The following is a 17,009-nucleotide window of genomic DNA, read 5'->3' as shown; positions in this document are numbered from 1 at the left end:
GCACCCCATCCCATCAATCGATGACACAGTCCCCGTCGTTAACCTGCTAGCAAGCCCCAACACAACAAACCCCTCTCCTAGGCCAGGGGAGGGGCATTGGGAATGGTGCGATGATCGAACAACCTAGTCTAGGTAGCCCATTAGGACGGAAGGATGGGGATCGATCACATCATTGGGGGCAATGGGGCGATCCCCAGGCAGCGTGTGGAGGTCAGAAATCATCAGGCTGCTGACACCGACTGGGCGATGACCGGGCAGGGTATCGAGGGTGGAGATCATGAAGGTGTTGGCCCCAATGGGACGATGGCCAGCCTGATCTAGCGTGCCCACAATTTCAAAGCTGCTGAGGGCAATAGGGCGGTGGTTGGGCAGGGAGTCTGTTTCCACCAGGCGGGTGTCATCATCGAGCACAAACACCACCTCACTGCCGCCCGCCTTCACCAAACCCCCTTCCGAGGTATTGCGCTTGGCTCGGCTAGAGCGTCGAGGGCTGGTCTCTTTTTCGGAGGTCTCTGGGTTACTGGCGTCGTTAGGGGTGGTCATAGGTATTAAAGTCCTTATCGCAACAGGCCGTCACCGGGAAGGCCACGACTGGGGTAAATATCAAGATCGCACCCTGGGTCAGGGTTCACCAAGGTGGCCCACTCGTACCCTAAAGTTAAGAAAACAGGATGCTTAAGAGATAATTATACGTCGAGGGTTGCCTCTCTCAGTTTATGAATGGTTATAGATGCCATAACCTAGGGTGTGCCGTTCACCTTGGCCCCATCGAGGGTTGGCAGGGCGGCTTTCCCCACCCCAATCCCCGGACACCCCTCCCCCAGGGCCGGGATCTTGGCCTATAATGGGCGAAAGAGTTCACTCAGGGGGCTGTAACGGTTTCGACGTTTTGACGAAAGTCACGCTGTGATACAGGCCGAGAGGGAGTCCACTCTCGTTAATCCAGGCTCAAAACAAACGTAAGTGCGAACAACATCGTTCCTTTTGCTCGTAAAGCTGCACCTGTTGCCGCTTAACTAAAACTCTTTTAGCGAGCGTTCATAGTTTGACTCCGTTAAGGACTGTGGACAAAACCCCAACGGATGCGCTAGCAGGCGTTCTCTAGTGAGCCTGTCAGCTAAGCGTTCACTAGAGCATCCCACCGTCCGGGATAAGTGACGGTTCCTGCCCCAAGGATTAGCGGGGCTAAGCCTGTGAATGAGTGGTGTGTTAATACTCAAAGCGGACACGGGTTCGACTCCCGTCAGCTCCATTCCTAAAACATGTGTTTGATTATTAAATATCTTTCCAAGTGAGAGACCCAATGTTGGGTCTCTTTTTTCGTCTGTCTATACTGAGGGAGTAGCCTCGGCTATGGAAGACGGCCAATGTTGAGATGGGGCAATCTTCCTGGAAGTTGTCCACTTCTATTGTTTTTTTTAAGAGTTTTAGGAACATGCAATTCCCTCTCTGGCCCTACCTGAATCAACCTATCTTCAGCCGGTCTCACCAGGCGGTCTATAATCCCTGGCGCTTTTGGCGTACCTACCAAGTTCGTTTTTTAGAGCGTTGCTGGCTGCGAGAATATCGCCCCGAAGAACATTACAAATCTTAATTGCAATCCTGCAAAAATCCCAGGAACTCTTGACCTTTCCTCGATGATTTGACGGGCTGGACATTGGAGGATGGGGTAGGGTTTGGGGATTTAGGCCAAGCATTGCTGAGCCTTTGCCATCACGGTTGGGGTTTTCTGCATAAATTCGTTACATTAATGAGGTACGGTAACGGCCTCGGATGGACGGAACAGCGGCAACCATGGCGAATTGGACAGCGGATTGGCAAGAGGTGGCGGGCAACTGGATTTTGATCCCTCCGCAGCCGAGGGCCATTATTCATTTTTTGGGTGGAGCCTTTGTGTCGGCGGCTCCCAGCGTCACCTACCGCTGGCTGCTAGAAAATTTGGCGGCCCAGGGCTACCTGATTGTGGCGACGCCCTTTATCAACACCTTTGACCATGAGGTGATCGCCGAAGAAGTGCTGATTACCTTTAGCCAAGCACTGCGCTACCTAGATCGACGCCTGGGTATTAATGATCCCTACCTGCCGATCTATGGCCTAGGGCACAGCATGGGCTGCAAGGTGCATTTGCTGATTAACAGTCTGTGGGAGGTGGATCGGGCGGGCAATATGTACCTGAGTTTTAACAATTATCCGGCCAAGCGCTCGATTCCCTTTTTGGAGCAGGTGGTGCAGTTTAGCCCCACCCTGGATGTGGAGTTTACCCCCAACCCGGAGGCCACCCTGGCCCTGGTGCAGGATCAATATCCCGTGGCGCAGAATTTGCTGATTAAGTTCCGCAACGACACCCTCGACCAAACTCGCCCGCTTTCCGAGGTGCTGGTGCCGCGATTCCCAGAGGCGACCACGGTACAAATTTTGCCCGGAAGCCACACGACGCCCATTGCCCAAGACATTGGCTGGCAGCCAGGGGAATCCTTTTCGCCGCTGGATGCCCTCGGCCAGTTTGTGAAGCAGGAGTTTTACCGAGATCTGAACCAACTGAAGCAAACCCTGTTGTCCTGGCTGATGGCATCGGCCCTTGATCCCAACGCCATTCCCATCGCGTTGCAGAAGAAACGCTAGGGCCGCTCATCACATCCTAGGGAAACCCAATTCAACGGTCTGGGTGGCGCAAACGTACTCTAAGCTAAAGGGAATGAGTAGCATTAAGCCCTATGGATCGCCCCATCCTCGCGTCTAGATTGCCGTTGCGCTGGCCCGATGGCTGGACGGTGGCGGTGTCGTTGATTGCCCTGGTGATGATTTCGCCCGTGCTAATCATTCTCGCCAGCGTGTTGACGGGCACCAGCGACGCCTGGGGGCATTTGGCCTCCACGGTACTGCCGGAATATATCCGCAATTCCCTGGTGATGATGGTGGGGGTGGGTCTGGGGGTGTTGGTCATCGGCGTGGGGACGGCGTGGTTGGTGAGTGCCTGCCAGTTTCCGGGGCGGCGCGGGTTCGAGTGGCTGCTGCTGCTGCCCCTAGCGGCTCCGGCCTATATTTTGGCCTACGTCTATACCGACACCCTGGAATACTTTGGCCCCGTGCAAACCTTTTGGCGGGGTCTGTTTGGTTGGGAACAGGCCGATCAATACTGGTTTCCCAACATTCGCTCGCTGCCCGGTGCGATTCTGCTGTTTAGCCTCACCCTCTATCCCTACGTCTATTTATTGACAAAGGTCGCCTTTGCCGAACAGTCCACCGCCACGTTGGAAGCTAGTCGTTCCCTGGGTTGTGGCCCCTGGCGGAGTTTTTGGCGGGTGGCCCTGCCCCTAGCTCGTCCGGCCATTGCGGCGGGGGTGGCCCTGGCCTTGATGGAAACCCTCAACGACTTTGGCACCGTGGCCTACTTCAGTGTGCCCACCTTCACCACGGGCATCTATCGCACCTGGTTTGGCATGGGAGATCGCCCCGCCGCCGTGCAGCTTTCGGCGGTATTACTCCTGTTTATCTTCGCCCTGGTGTGGATTGAACAACGATCCCGCCGCCGATCTCGCTATTACCAAAGCCTCGCCGCCGCCGCTCCCTCCCGCTATGGGTTGACCGGAATCCGTGCCGTGGGGGCTTGGCTGGCCTGCGGTATCCCCGTCCTGTTGGGGTTGGTGGTGCCCGTGGGGCTGCTGCTGGCCATGACCCTCCGCAACGCCGAAGCTACCTTCAACGGCGACTTTGTGACGCTGAGCCTGAATAGCCTCATCCTCGCCACCCTGACGGCCCTGATTGCCATGGGGCTGGCCCTCGTGATGGCCTACGGACTGCGGCTCAATTCAACCCCCTGGCTACGGCTAGGAGTCCAAGGAGCCAACCTGGGCTATGCCGTCCCCGGTGCGGTGATTGCCGTGGGCACCCTGATTCCCTTAGCCCGGTTTGACAATGCTATCGATGGCTGGATGCGCCAAACCCTGGGATTTTCCACGGGGCTGCTGCTCAGTGGTACCATCATTGCGCTGATTTTGGCCTACCTGGTGCGCTTTCTGGCCGTGTCCTTTGGGGCCGTAGAAGCCGGACTGACCAAAATCAAGCCCTCCCTGGATGATGCCGCCCGCAGCCTGGGCCAAAGCCCCCGCCAAACCCTCACCAACATCCATCTCCCCCTACTGAGCAGCAGTCTGCTGACGGCGGTAATGCTGGTGTTTGTGGATGTGATGAAGGAGTTGCCCGCCACGCTGATTATCCGCCCCTTCAACTTTGATACCCTGGCGGTGCGGGTCTACCAATACGCCGCCGATGAACGCCTGGTGGAAGCCTCCGCCCCGGCTTTGGCGATTATTCTGGTAGGATTATTGCCCGTCTTCTGGCTCAGCCGCCGCATTGCCCAGGAGGGAGGAGGAAATTCGCCTTAGACCATGACAGTTACTGGATGCTGATCTGGAAGCCAACGATGGGGTGGTGCCATAGAGGATGGCAACCGCCGCTACCAGGTAGCGGCGGTCTAGCGCTTGAGCCGAGCGGATAACAGATATGCTGGATTTAGGCTCGTCGTTCTAAATTTAGGCTCGTCGTTCTAACCCCTACCCGCTGCCCATGACCTCCCTGAACTCTGCTGGGAATGATCCCGAACTGGCTGCTGAGGTGCTGGCCCACATGGCTGATACGGTCTTGATGACCGACGAGCAGGGGCGGTTTACTTGGATTTGCCCCAATGCCTCGAATCTACTGGGCTATACGTGGCTAGATCTCGTGGCCATGGGCCAAATTCAGCATCTCTTTAGCCACTGGAGCGAGGATCAACTGCCGGAACTGCGGCGGGAACAGCGCAACCTAGAAACCTACCTCTACGACCAAAGGGGGCAGCGCCACGATCTGCTCATTCACATCCAGTCGGTGCGCCTTGGCCCCAGTCGGTGGTTGTATACCTGTCGAGACATTAGTGATCGCAAGCGGTTAGAGCAGGCGCTTAATCAACGCAACCAAACCCTGGAGGGCCAGATTCAGCGACGCAGCCAGGAACTCGCGGTTTTTCAGCGGGCAGTGGATTCAGCGGCTATTGTGGCGATGACCGATGCCCAGGGTGTGATTACCCTCGTCAATGATCGCTTCTGCGAAATCTCTGGCTATAGCCGCGAAGAACTGATTGGCCAAACCCACCGCATCATGAAGGCCGATTACCACCCCCCCGAATTCTTCAAGGCGATGTGGGACACCATTACCCAGGGCCAAATTTGGCGCGGCGAGGTGTGCAACCGCCACAAGGACGGCCACCTCTACTGGATGGACACCGCCATTTCCCCCTTTCTCGATAACGACGGTAGCCCCGTGCAGTACCTTGCTATTCGGTTTGATATCACCAGTCGCAAACGGATGGAACTGGCGCTACACAGCAATCTGCAAATGCTGACGGCAATCAGCACCGCCCAAACCCAGTTCATCACCCTCACCAACCGCCTCACGATCTTTGAAGGGCTACTGAACACCCTGCTAGAGCTGACGGATAGTGAGTACGGCTTTATTGGCGAGGTGCTGTTTCGGGAGGACGGCACCGCCGATATGGAAGACAACCTAATGAAAATTCGTGGCGTGCCCTACCTGAAATCCCACAGCCTCACCAACATCGCCTGGAACGAGGAAACCCAGCGGCTCTACGAAGAGAACTACGCTATCGGGATGGAATTCACCAACATGGACACCCTGTTTGGGGCGGTGATCATGACCGGAAAGCCCGTCATCGCCAACAGCCCCGCCACCGATCCGCGCCGAGGCGGCATTCCCAGCGGCCATCCGCCGCTGCTTGCTTTTCTGGGCCTGCCCTTTTTTCAAGGGGAAAAACTGATGGGCATGGTGGGGATTGCCAATCGTCCCGGTGGCTATCAGGAATCCCTCGTGGAGGAACTTCAGCCCTTTTTGGTAACATGCAGCATCTTAATCGAGGGCTATCGGCTGGATCGTCAACGCCGGGAGGTTGAAGCCAGACTACAACACACCAACGAAGAACTGGCCCGCGCCACCCGCCTCAAGGATGAATTCTTGGCCAACATGAGCCACGAACTCCGCACTCCCCTCAACGCCATCCTCGGCATGACCGAAGGGCTGCGAAACGCCACCTTTGGCCCCATCACCGAAGCCCAGGCCAGCGCCCTGGCCACCATCGACCGGCGGGGCAACCACCTGCTGGATCTGATTAACGATATTCTCGACCTGGCCAAAATTGAATCGGGCCAGATTTCCCTGGATATGCGGGCCGCCGCCCTAGGGCCAATCTGCCTCACTAGCCGTACCTTTGTGCGCCAGCAGGCCCAGCGCAAGCAAATCGGCCTAGAATTGGAAGCCCCAGCGGATCTGCCCCTCGTCTACATTGACGAACGCCGCCTTTGCCAAGCGTTGATCAACCTGCTCTCCAATGCCATCAAATTCACCCCCTCCGGTGGCACCGTCACCCTCTCGGTGGGCCACACACCCGCCATTCCCGCCGCCCTCCAATCCGCGACCCTGCACAGCCTGCTCGATCCACCCCGGTTCGAGTCCATCGCCACCCTTGAGGTCGAAGCCTCCCCTCCGACCGATTTTCTCTATATCTCGGTGGCCGATACGGGCATTGGCATCGCCGCCGCCAACATTGCCCAGCTTTCCCAGTCCTTTATCCAGGTCGATAGCGCCTTGGATCGGCAATACCAGGGCACCGGGCTAGGGTTGACCCTGGTAAAGCGAATTGTGGCTCTCCATGGCGGTAGCCTTCAACTGGCCAGCCTCCCAGGGGTGGGCAGTTGCTTTATCCTAGGGCTATCCACCGCCGCCCAGCCTGCGTCTTCCGACCCGGAGCCCACCCCCCACGACATCCATCCCCCGCATCAGCCCGTCGAAGCCCACCCGGCCACCCGGCCCTCGGTACTGCTCGCTGCCGAACGCCGCGCCCCGGCAAATACCATTGAGGTCTATCTGAAGGCGAAGGGCTTTCCTCTTCTCGTGGCTGACACTGGCCCTGCGGCCCTCGCCCTAGCCCAAGGCCAGCCACCCCAGGTATGGCTCATTGACGCCCAACTCTCCAGCATGGATAGCCTAGACCTGATTCAAACCCTACGTCAGGATCCAACCTGGAGCCCTTGTCGCATCATTGTCCTCGCTCCCGGCCCCGCCGCCGCCATCTCCGCCGACTACCTCGCTGCTGGAGCCGACCTTTGCCTAGGCCAACCCCTCAGTATGCAAAAACTCGTCACCGCCATCGAGCAACTCTGCGAATAATCTGGGCGGATAACCTGGACCAATCACCTGGGCTAGGACACACCAAACAGCACCGTAGCCCGTTCGCCAATGGCGTGTAGGTTGCGGATCAGGTCGTTGCGAATGTGGCGTTCAATTAGGCCAGCGGGCATGGCACGGGGGGGACAAATCAGCAGGTCGTAGCCCAGGCGGGTGCGGGGGGTGGGGCCAGCCATCGGCTCCAGCGTCCACTGGCCCTCAAACTGGCGAAAGTCTCCTTCCACCATCGAAAACCGCAGTTCATTGGGGAAGTGCTCCACGGCATCCAGCACCACCCTGGCGCAAAACTTCACGTTGAGGAAACATTGGGAACCCACCTGCTCAATCCGAATGCCGCCTTCAGGATGGCTCAGACGACGGCTGCGGGTGAGGTTGGGAATAAAGCTGGCCAGATTATCGTAGTCGGTGAGGATTTGCCAAAGCTGTTCGGCGGTGAAGGGTAAGTCCGTAAGGGCATGGATGCGTCGTTGACGACCCGTCCGCTTTTCCGTGTGGACAGCAATGCCGCTCTCCAGGCGGTCTTCAATGCCATCGCCGCCATCATCCTCGCCGTTCGCCAGGGCGTCCCCCAGTGTTTCAGAGTTGCCCCAGGCTTCCCCTAGGGCCAAGGCGTCCTCGCTCACCCAGCGATTCCCCCCCTCTAGGGGCAATCCGGCGGAGGCCGTCCGGTCATGGAAATGGATGGTCATGGCACCAACGCAAATTTCTTTGCCCAGAATACCAGCAAAGTCCACTCGCAACCATAGCGCAGCCGCCTCCCCCATCCATACTCCTACGGATGGGGGCTCTCACACGGAACCTAGGCCGCAGGCTGATGGCGTCGGAAGCCCAGGGAAAAGCAAGTTTGCCAAAGCTGATCGCCAAGAGGTTGGCTGGTGACAGTGATGGTGCCGTCGATCTGTTCCAGCAGCCCCCGCACTAGGGCCAGTCCGGTTCCGGTGCCGGGGATGGCGTCCTTGGTGGCGTTGCGGCCTCGGCGGAATTTTTCAAACACATGGGGCAGTTCGTCGGCCTGGATGCCCGCCCCCACATTGCTGATCTGCACGGTGGCCTTGGCATCGGTGGCCTTGGGCTGGGCCAGGGAAAGGGTGATGGTGCTGCCCGGAGCAGAATACTTGCAGGCGTTGGTCATCAATTCTTGCATGGCCCGCGTTAGGTGGCTTGCGGAGGCCAGCACCCGCACCGCCTCCTGGGGCACCTTCACCACCATGGACAACTGGGCCGCCGCCAGGGATGCCTGGGATTCCTGGGCGAGGGTCGTCAAGACCTGCCCCAAATCCACGGGCATGAGTTGGGTACGGCTGGCCCCGGCATCAACGGTTTGTAGCATCAGCAGGTCGTTGACCAGGTTGGTTTCGCGGCTGCACTGCTGCTCCAGAATGTCCAGGTACATGGCCTGCCGTTCTGGGGTCAAATCCGGTCGTCGCAGCATCCGAATGGCCAACATCATGCTGGTGAGGGGGGTGCGTAGCTCGTGGTTGAGGGTGCTGAGGAAGTCCTCTTTGAGGTAATTCAGGTAACGCAGTTGTTCGTTGCACTGCTGAGACTGCTGCTGAAGGTGGTACTGATGTAGAGCAATGGCCACCACGCTGGCCAGGTTGACGGTTAGCGCCTCCTCCAGGGCCAAGCCAGGACGGCGGCGACGATTCAGCAGTAGCACCACGCCTTCGCAGTCGGGGACGGCGGTGATGGCCATGGAGCGATAGACCTTCATGGCCGATAGCCCCGCTTTCCCCTGACCCGGATCCTGAGCCAGGGTCATTAGCCCCTCCTCCCACGGGAAGGGGGCTGGGCTGAGTTGGGGCGTGGACAGAGCTTGAATCAAACCCTCGGCCACCCGATGCTGTAGGGCCGATTGGGGAGAACGCCCCAGGCTGGGCAGTTGCCAAAGCTGGGCGAGAATATCACTTTGCCAGTAGGTGTAGGCGATGCTATCGGTGGGCCGATGGTGCCACAACACCAAACAGCTATCGGCTCCCAACTGAGAACCCAGCACCTCGGTGACTTGGTGCAGGGTGTAGGGGGTATTCAAACTAGCGGTAAGGGTGTGCAGCAGTTGACAGGCCACGGTTTGACGATCTGTGGGGCTGGCTGCGGTGGATGTTCGCTCCTCCCCAGGTGATCGCACGGAAAACATGACGGGGGGATGATCAGATGCCATGGCTCTGGGGATGAACAACTACCCTGAATCCTTAGCCAGGGGGAGAGGATCCTGTGAGTTGAGGGTTTTTCTTCCCCCTGACTGCCTATAGCCTAACGTTTGGTCTGCCTGGGGGTATCCGTAATATTGCCAATTTTTATCGCCCCCGTTTGGATACCCTCCGCATTTTCCTAAAGGAACGGTGAAGGGTTTATGGGGCGACCTTGGCCTCTCCGTTGGCCTGCGGGGAGGATAGCCCCTTGGTGACGAGCGGCGGACGGCTACCCTTGGGATTGGCCTTGGGATCGGCCTTGGAATTGACCTTGGGACTGGCCATTGGCATCTATGGAACGCACCACCCAGGTATCTTTGCTGCCGCCGCCCTGGGAGGAGTTGACCACGAGGGACCCGCGTTTTAGGGCAACGCGGGTGAGGCCACCGGGGTTCACGTAAATATCCTGCCCGTAGAGAATATAGGGGCGCAGATCGACGTGACAGCCTTCAAAGCCGCCGTCGATTAATGTGGGCACGCGGGAAAGGCAGAGGGTGGGCTGGGCGATGTAGCCCCTGGGGTTGGCGCGGATGCGGTCGGCAAATTCTAGCCGTTGTTCCTCGGTGGCGTGGGGGCCAACCAGCATCCCGTAGCCGCCGGAGGCATTGGTGGCCTTGACCACCAGCTTGTCCAAATTGCTGAGGACGTGGGCTTGCTGGGTGGGGTCTTCGCACAAAAAGGTGGGCACGTTGGGGATGATCTGATCTTCGTCGAGGTAGTAGCGGATCATCTGGGGCACGTAGGCGTAGACCAGTTTGTCGTCGGCCACGCCCGTTCCGAGGGCATTGGCAATGGCTACCCGTCCGGCGCGGTAGACCTCCATCAAACCGGGCACCCCCAGCAGCGAATCGGGCCGGAAGGCTTGGGGATCAATAAAGTCGTCATCAATGCGGCGATAGACTACATCCACCCGCTCTAGCCCCTTGGTGGTACGCATTTTCAGGTAGCCGTCAGAGACGACGAGATCGCGCCCCTCCACCAGTTCCGCCCCAATTTGTTGAGCCAGGAAGGAATGCTCGAAGTAGGCGGAGTTATACATGCCCGGAGTGAGCACCGCCACGCGGGGATTGATCAGGGTTTCGGGGGCGAGGTTAAGCAGGGTTTCGAGCAGTTGGCTGGCGTAGTCGTCCACCGCCGCAATATCCATGGCCGAGAACAGGTGGGGAAAGGTGGTCTTCATCACCCGCCGATTTTCCAGCACGTAGGACACGCCGGAGGGACAGCGCATATTGTCCTCCAGCACGTACCAGGTGCCATCCCGGTCGCGCACCAGATCCGTTCCGGTGATGTGACACCAAATGTTGTTAGGCGGTTGCAGGCCCATGCAGGGTTCCAGAAATCCCGGTGCGCTCTCGACCACATGGCGCGGGATCACCCCATCGTTGAGGATGTTTTGATCGTTGTAAACATCGTGAAGAAAGCAGTTAATGGCTTGGATGCGCTGCTTCAGGCCCTTTTCTAGCCAGTCCCACTCGTGGCCAGGAACAATGCGGGGAATCACATCGAAGGGAAAAATCCGCTCGGTGCCTTGGGTGTCGCTATAGACGTTGAAGGTGACCCCCAGCTTAAACAGGGTCTTTTGGACGGCCTCCTGACGCTGCTGCAACTCTACCAATGACAGGGCATTCACCCGTTTAATCAGCAGATCTGCCTCCGGGCGCGGCTGGCCCTGGCCCACAAACAGTTCATCGTAGAAGTCGCCGGGGTCGTAGGCATCGAATAGCACAGGTGCAACCTCCCTAGGGGTAGATAGCGCGGGGGACGCAACGTGGTCATGCCCCACCGTTCAACGGTACGCTGAGCGAAACAAGATTCTGCCAGCGATTACACAATAGTTTTCATCTGTACTGGGTGATGTGGCCTCCAAGCTGTAGCTTAGGTTACGACTTAAGGAGACCCTACCTTTAGGACGCCCTACCTTCAGATCAGGCCGTCTTCAGGATGCCGTGAAGCTGCCCCAGGCCCGATACCAGAAAAATAGGGCAAAAAAGGCCAGCAGCCCACGAAACATGAGGGTGACGATGGCATCCGGCAATTTGGGCAAATAGCGGGTGCTGCCCTGCACGCCCACCAGCCCCCCTAGCCCTAGCAGCACTCCGGTGATCGGCACCACATTGCCCTGGAGGGTGTGCCAACCGCAGGCGGAAAGGGCGGTGATCACAATCGCCCCCAGACTGGTTTGAATGGCGGTTTTGATGGTCTCCCGCAGCCGCAAAATTTGCAGGGGCACCATCACCACACCACCCCCAACGCCAAACAACCCCGCCAAGAATCCGGCGATGCCGCCAATCAACATTCGAGCTAGGACAGGGTTCGTCGGTTGCGCTGGGGCTGGCGTTACGGCTAACGTTAAGGTCGAGTCGGGATCCTCCGTAGCATCAGCACCTTGCAACGCCGCCTGGGCGACAACCTGCTTTTTGATGCCAATCAGATAGATATTGACCAGCAGAAAGAGGCCGAAAATCCCCAGTAGTAGATACTCAGGAATATGGCTAGCTAAGGCCGTACCCACGAAGGCCGTACCCACTGAGGGTAGGCCCAGCATCAGCACGTTACCCACCTTCAAAAAGCCCATGCGCCAGTTTTGTAGGCTCCCCCCCAAGGAGATGATCACAATCGCTAGGGTACTGGTGCCCACCGCTTCCACCCCCGAAAGCCCCAGGGCTACCATGGCTGGAACCATCACCGTGCCACCGCCAATGCCCAAAAACCCCGCCAACACCCCGGCCAAGGTGCCCACCCCTAGTAACAGAACAACGTCGCCCACAATGTCCTCATGCTTGGCCTAAAGGGTCTGGACAGGCGGCGGGCCGCACCAGCCCCAGCCTCCCCCACCTCAATTTTGGCGCAGTCTCCACCCTTAGCCCATGGGAAAGGAAGCCGCTGGATCGAGACGGCATCGTCAAAGTTTAGCTATTATCTAGCAACGTTTGTCACTAAGCCCATGGCTCGATTGTTCAAGTCTGCGACGCTTCGCTACGTTATCACGGTCATCTTGGTGGTGGCCCTGGTGTTGCTGGCTCGGTTGGCCATTACCTGGGCCGCTGAGACCTTTTTGCACCCCCTTCCCATTGCCGGAGGGTGGATCAAAAGCCTGGAGCTCGTAGAACTGAGCGTCATTCCTCTGTTTGCCGTACTGGGCTGGGGGCTGGGGGCCGCTTCCCGTCATTTGCCGTCCAAAAGCCCGCTCCTCCTTAAAACTCTGGCCCTAGTGGTGATTTTTCCGCTGATCTTTTTCAGTAGCTACTGGCTACGGTATCAACTGTGGCTCGATCAGGTTTCCGCCCAGTCTGATCTGCCTCGCCAGCAGGTGATCGACACCGCCAATATTGCCCTAGAGCGAGAAAGCGGCAGCACCGGATTTTGGGGATACTACCGCACCACCACCCGGATGCCTCTCCTACCCGCCACCGGGGCCGAACTTCAGCGCATGACCGAAGATCAGCGGTGGTTTCGCGCAGAACTCACCCGGTTCAGCGGCATTGAACCGGGCGTATTTTCCATGATCTTTGACGGGGCGGGCTGGGGTATTCGCCTGTTTTACTTAATTCTCGCCACCATTACCAGCTTAATCTACTTTCTCAAGGGGCTGGCCTGGGCCGATACCCAACGCCTACGCCGCCTCACCAAACCCACGGTCAGCGCTTCGCCCTAGGCCATGGCCACAGACCGGATTAACCCTGATCCATATCGTCCTAGCTGAGACGGGCAAGGACGATATCGACCTAGGGTGTGACGGGTTGAACGAAGGACGCCCTTCGGACCGGTGGGGCTACTACCGCCACTGGGTTCTCCTTTCCTGCGACGGAACCTGCCCTAGGCTAGTTGGAATGCCGCCCCCAGGCCAACGCCAATTTCGTGGACGGAGAGTTTGCCGTCGTGGTCAGAATCAAGGGCATCGAACACGGCATCGGTGCCGAGCCATTCTTCGCGGGTAATAAAGCCGTCGCCATCCAGATCGTAGGCTTTGAACAGGTCATCGCGGGCGTGGGTGATCATGATTTCGCCCTGGGTAAGCTGAGCGAGACGGGTGGCCAGAAAGTCTTCCAGGGTTTCCAGCGCCTTGCTAAAGCCTTTGATGCCCTCGTCTAGCTTTTCCTTGGCCATACGGTCGGCCTCGTGCATGGTGCGGAAGGTGGCCTCATCCATGGGGATTCTCTCGATGTCCAGGGTCACCGCTTTCTCAGGATCAAGCTTGCGGGGTAGATCGGCCTCGGTGCCTTTCAACTGGGCCAACAACTGGGGCGAAATGGTCAGCAGGTCGCAGCCCGCCAGTTCCGTAATCTCGCCAATGTTGCGGAAACTAGCTCCCATTACCTCAGTGCTGTAGCCAAACTTTTTGTAGTAGTTGTAGATTTGCGTCACAGACACCACGCCGGGATCTTCGTGGGGGGCGTATTCCTCGCGCCCAGTCTCCTTTTTGTACCAGTCCAAAATACGGCCCACAAAGGGGGAAATCAACGTTACCCCGGCCTCGGCGCAGGCGATAGCTTGGTGGGTGCCAAACAACAATGTCAGGTTGCAGTGAATCCCTTCTTTTTCCAACACCTCAGCAGCCTTGATGCCCTCCCAGGTGGAGGCAATTTTAATCAGCACCCGATCCGGGCCAATGCCCAGCTTGTCATACTGATCGATGATGTTGTGGGCGGTGGCGATGGTGGCTTCGGTATCGTAGGAGAGTCGCGCATCCACCTCCGTCGAGACCCGACCGGGAATAATATCGAGAATCCGCTGACCAAAGGACACCGCTAAGCGATTAAACGCCAGGTTGGCAATGTCCTTATCCGACGCCTCAGAACCCGCATCCGCCTTGGCCTTGAGCAGAGTTTCATCCACAATTTGGTGATACTGGGGCATCTGTGCCGCCGCCGTAATCAGCGAGGGGTTGGTGGTGGCATCGCGGGGCGTAAATTTTTCGATGGCTTGAATGTCCCCGGTGTCGGCCACCACAATGGTGACTTGCCGAAGTTGCTCTAAAAGGCTGGCCATGATGTTCTCCTGGAATGGTGAGACGGTGAGAGGGGTGGCCCCCCGTTGCTGTCCACATTATTGTAATCACAGCGGTTTGGGCCGTTGTTAACGCCCCATTAACGCCATCAGAATGCCATAGCCGCTTTCCCCGCCACTGTCCTCCCCAAACCTATGCGGGTTTTCTTAAGCTTTGACGCCTGAAGGGGTAAACCTTAGAGTAAGGGGCATGACGATTCAACCGCCCTCACAACTGAACCTCCCGGAGATCAACCCTGAAGATCAAGGTTTGACTTCAATCGCTACGGCCCCATCGCCATCAATGGCCCGAATGTCAATTTCCATTCGGGCGGCGGGACGGGTGGATTTGGCCCGACGGTAGGTGGTTTGAATGTCTATACCTCGCGCTTCAAATAACCGTGATACCGATGGTTCGACTAAATCTTCGATAAAGGTTCCCCAGCGATCATCCCCTAAGCGCCCTATTTTGCGACTGGTGTTGGCGATAATATTTTCCAACTCCGCCATGCGGCGATCTGCTTCGGCTTTAGATTCTGCCATACGCCGATCAAATGCTTCCCGCGAGGCTTGGAGGTCGGTCTAGGAGGCTTTGAAGAGGTCGTAGATGTCTTGAAGGGTAACGGGATCTGCCATGGATGCTTGGGAGGATGACAATGATGCGCTTACCTGCAATTATGCCTGACTAGAATAGGATAGCGTTGTGTCCTATGTCGTTAGGCTGTTTACACAACGATGATGCGCTAGGCTAGGGCTAACGCATCCTATTAGCCATAATTGAGGGAGACTGTGAAAGCCTACGAGTTTGCCGGGGAAATTTTGGCTGATGGGCAACTGAAGCTGCCGGAAGCGGCCCTGGTGCAGTTGGCGGGGCATTATGCGAGGGTGATTGTGCTGGTGCCGGAGGATTTTGAAAAAGAGGAATCGGTTGAGTGGCAAACTATGGCGGCGGATCAGTTTTTGGCGGGTTACAGTGAAGATGATGCCATCTATGATGCGCTTTAGTTATTGAGATTCTGACAAGTCTAAAAGGGGCTGGACAAGGGGAGGTAGGCTTTTCTTGATTGTTCGCCAGACTGTTGGCAGATCTACTTGGAAATACTCATGGGCGGCGATGTTTCGCATATCTTTCATAGATCGCCAGGGGATATTGGGATACTGTTCTTGAACACTAGCGGGTACGTTGGCTGATGCTTCTCCGATAACAATGAAGTCATAGAGCACAGCCTTAACTAGGATTTCGTCTGACGCAAAGTCTTCAAAACTCAGATTTTCTGTGAGAGTTTGAATAGACTGCATTGCGGACAAAATATCATAAATGCGGAGATGCCAGTCTCTAGAAGACACGGATCGCTTCCTGGGTGGCGGAAATGCGAAGGTGGGCTTTGAGGGCGGCGCGGGTGCCTAAATCTACAGAGCAACCCAGGATATCTTCTAGGTAGTGCTGCACGTTGAATAGATCGAATAAGGTGGGTTCTAGACTGAACTCAACTAAAAAGTCAACGTCGCTAGTGGGGCCAGCTTCATCACGGGCAACAGAACCGAATAGCTCTAGGGTTTTGACACCAAGAGCTTCTAGATGAGCTTGGTGTGACTGAATTAGTGTTAGGACATCTTGTCGTTTCATGATTAACTCGCTATTGGTCAGATAAACAATCTATCTCGCCATAGGTATTTTTATAGATCACTAGCTTAGTGTGTCAAAAATTCTTGAAGCAATGACGGTGATTGTGGCAATGGCAATGAGAATAAAGGAAAGCGGCATCATCCACTGGGTTGAATTGTAATGATTATCAGAATCCTGATTAACGGTAGCTATACGCTGATTTACTTGCGATGCCTTGCATTGGATGGCGGCTTCGGTATCGTCTTCGTCCCATTCTAGGATGTCGCTGAGGAGGTCGGCGGCGACAACGGCGATGTCTTGTCCTTGGCGTTCGGCTTTGGCCTGAAGTTTGGCTTCAAGGTCGGGGGGTAGGGAGATGAGGATGGCCATACGGCATCATTCGTATAAACTACAGACCAAACCAGTATCGCAAGGATTCTTCAAGCTGATTAGCATCAGCAGTATTTAGCTGATCAATGACCTTGAACACCAAGCTTTTATGAACTGTGTACACACCTCTTTTAACTGCTGTTGCTATATTTAAGCCGGACTCTTTCCAGTTAGACAGGATAAATTCTCCGGCCAACAGTGAATTTATTTTGCTGGTCAAGGGTGTAATAAAAAGGTCTTGAGATGGATGGGGTGCGCTGACGATAACAGTAGGTCTTACTTTTGAGGCGGACAGGTCTGAGAACGGATAACGGACTAAGATAATGTCGTGCTTAGAGTAGTTCGGCATAGACATCATCCTCGGTGTTATCCCAAACGGCATCTAGGGAGGGTTGGCTGGCGGTTTGCCAAAATTCAGTTTCGTCGTCGGGGAGGACGGTGACAAGAACTCTTACGCCTTCTGGGAGTTCTTCTGATTCCAGGAGTTCAATCTTGCCTTGCCGAACTGTGGTCCATAGGGTTTTTAACATAGTTGCCACCAAAAGTAATGTCTCAATTTTATCCTAGGGTATCTAGGAATGTAGCTCATTGGATTAGAA

At 56.6% G+C, this 17,009-nt stretch carries 17 protein-coding genes and 1 other RNA gene; 6 read left to right on the top strand and 12 right to left on the bottom strand.

What is annotated here, in order from left to right; translation table 11 throughout:
* Positions 1 to 123 precede the first annotated feature (123 nt).
* Positions 124 to 543: a hypothetical protein gene (locus tag H6G62_RS03470; protein WP_190492714.1), complete on the bottom strand. Its 420-nt coding sequence runs from the start codon at positions 541 to 543 to the stop codon at positions 124 to 126.
* 323 nt (positions 544 to 866) lie between these two features.
* Here H6G62_RS03470 and ssrA point away from each other — a divergent pair.
* The 4 genes from ssrA to H6G62_RS03450 all read left to right on the top strand — a co-directional run bounded on the left by ssrA (position 867) and on the right by H6G62_RS03450 (position 7,218).
* Positions 867 to 1,255, top strand: a transfer-messenger RNA (tmRNA) gene (gene ssrA, locus H6G62_RS03465).
* A gap of 539 nt (positions 1,256 to 1,794) precedes the next feature.
* A complete protein-coding gene (locus H6G62_RS03460) occupies positions 1,795 to 2,622 on the top strand; it encodes a DUF1350 family protein (protein ID WP_190492713.1) in 828 nt (275 codons plus the stop codon).
* A 92-nt stretch (positions 2,623 to 2,714) separates the two neighbouring features.
* Positions 2,715 to 4,385, top strand: a complete 1,671-nt coding sequence (locus H6G62_RS03455) for an iron ABC transporter permease (RefSeq protein WP_190492712.1) — start codon at positions 2,715 to 2,717, stop codon at positions 4,383 to 4,385.
* Positions 4,386 to 4,566: 181 nt separating this feature from the next.
* The gene (locus H6G62_RS03450; RefSeq protein ID WP_190492711.1) at positions 4,567 to 7,218 is read left to right on the top strand and encodes a PAS domain S-box protein; all 2,652 of its coding nucleotides are present in this window, start codon (positions 4,567 to 4,569) and stop codon (positions 7,216 to 7,218) included.
* Positions 7,219 to 7,250: 32 nt separating this feature from the next.
* Here the strand turns inward: H6G62_RS03450 and H6G62_RS03445 are convergent, their stop codons facing one another.
* From H6G62_RS03445 to H6G62_RS03430, 4 genes are all read right to left on the bottom strand, one after another.
* Positions 7,251 to 8,000, bottom strand: coding sequence for an SRPBCC family protein (locus H6G62_RS03445; protein ID WP_199324708.1), 750 nt, complete (start codon positions 7,998 to 8,000; stop codon positions 7,251 to 7,253).
* Between the two features lie 35 nt (positions 8,001 to 8,035).
* Positions 8,036 to 9,397: a HAMP domain-containing sensor histidine kinase gene (locus H6G62_RS03440; protein ID WP_190492710.1), complete on the bottom strand. Its 1,362-nt coding sequence runs from the start codon at positions 9,395 to 9,397 to the stop codon at positions 8,036 to 8,038.
* A gap of 260 nt (positions 9,398 to 9,657) precedes the next feature.
* Positions 9,658 to 11,154, bottom strand: a complete 1,497-nt coding sequence (locus H6G62_RS03435) for a circularly permuted type 2 ATP-grasp protein (RefSeq protein WP_190492709.1) — start codon at positions 11,152 to 11,154, stop codon at positions 9,658 to 9,660.
* A 210-nt stretch (positions 11,155 to 11,364) separates the two neighbouring features.
* The gene (locus tag H6G62_RS03430) at positions 11,365 to 12,195 is read right to left on the bottom strand and encodes a sulfite exporter TauE/SafE family protein (RefSeq protein WP_347239280.1); all 831 of its coding nucleotides are present in this window, start codon (positions 12,193 to 12,195) and stop codon (positions 11,365 to 11,367) included.
* A gap of 177 nt (positions 12,196 to 12,372) precedes the next feature.
* Between H6G62_RS03430 and H6G62_RS03425 the strand changes: the two genes are divergently transcribed.
* Entirely contained in the window at positions 12,373 to 13,083 is a 711-nt protein-coding gene (locus H6G62_RS03425) for a hypothetical protein (RefSeq protein WP_190492708.1), read from the top strand.
* Positions 13,084 to 13,244: 161 nt separating this feature from the next.
* Here H6G62_RS03425 and H6G62_RS03420 read toward each other — a convergent pair whose 3' ends face one another.
* Both H6G62_RS03420 and H6G62_RS03415 read right to left on the bottom strand, forming a co-directional pair.
* Positions 13,245 to 14,417 (bottom strand): transaldolase, encoded by a 1,173-nt coding sequence (locus H6G62_RS03420; RefSeq protein WP_190492707.1) that lies wholly within the window; start codon positions 14,415 to 14,417, stop codon positions 13,245 to 13,247.
* Between the two features lie 261 nt (positions 14,418 to 14,678).
* Positions 14,679 to 14,957 (bottom strand): hypothetical protein, encoded by a 279-nt coding sequence (locus tag H6G62_RS03415; protein WP_199324707.1) that lies wholly within the window; start codon positions 14,955 to 14,957, stop codon positions 14,679 to 14,681.
* Between the two features lie 246 nt (positions 14,958 to 15,203).
* On the opposite strand from H6G62_RS03415, the gene H6G62_RS03410 reads away from it, so the two are divergent.
* Entirely contained in the window at positions 15,204 to 15,419 is a 216-nt protein-coding gene (locus H6G62_RS03410) for a hypothetical protein (RefSeq protein ID WP_190492706.1), read from the top strand.
* Here the strand turns inward: H6G62_RS03410 and H6G62_RS03405 are convergent, their stop codons facing one another.
* The 5 genes from H6G62_RS03405 to H6G62_RS03385 are packed head-to-tail and all read right to left on the bottom strand — an operon-like array spanning position 15,420 to position 16,940.
* Entirely contained in the window at positions 15,420 to 15,761 is a 342-nt protein-coding gene (locus H6G62_RS03405) for a HepT-like ribonuclease domain-containing protein (RefSeq protein WP_190492705.1), read from the bottom strand.
* Positions 15,751 to 16,041 (bottom strand): nucleotidyltransferase family protein, encoded by a 291-nt coding sequence (locus H6G62_RS03400; protein WP_190492704.1) that lies wholly within the window; start codon positions 16,039 to 16,041, stop codon positions 15,751 to 15,753. Before H6G62_RS03400 ends, H6G62_RS03405 begins: the two co-directional genes overlap by 11 nt.
* Before the next feature lie 60 nt (positions 16,042 to 16,101).
* Entirely contained in the window at positions 16,102 to 16,410 is a 309-nt protein-coding gene (locus H6G62_RS03395) for a hypothetical protein (protein ID WP_190492703.1), read from the bottom strand.
* A 19-nt stretch (positions 16,411 to 16,429) separates the two neighbouring features.
* Complete coding sequence (locus tag H6G62_RS03390; protein WP_190492702.1) at positions 16,430 to 16,759, bottom strand: type II toxin-antitoxin system PemK/MazF family toxin; 330 nt, start codon at positions 16,757 to 16,759, stop codon at positions 16,430 to 16,432.
* Positions 16,743 to 16,940: a hypothetical protein gene (locus tag H6G62_RS03385; protein ID WP_190492701.1), complete on the bottom strand. Its 198-nt coding sequence runs from the start codon at positions 16,938 to 16,940 to the stop codon at positions 16,743 to 16,745. Before H6G62_RS03385 ends, H6G62_RS03390 begins: the two co-directional genes overlap by 17 nt.
* Positions 16,941 to 17,009: the final 69 nt, after the last annotated feature.

Origin of the sequence: Phormidium sp. FACHB-1136, from assembly GCF_014697375.1 — a bacterium.
GTDB lineage: Bacteria > Cyanobacteriota > Cyanobacteriia > Phormidesmidales > Phormidesmidaceae > Nodosilinea.
This window is presented reverse-complemented; position numbering and strand designations above follow the sequence as displayed.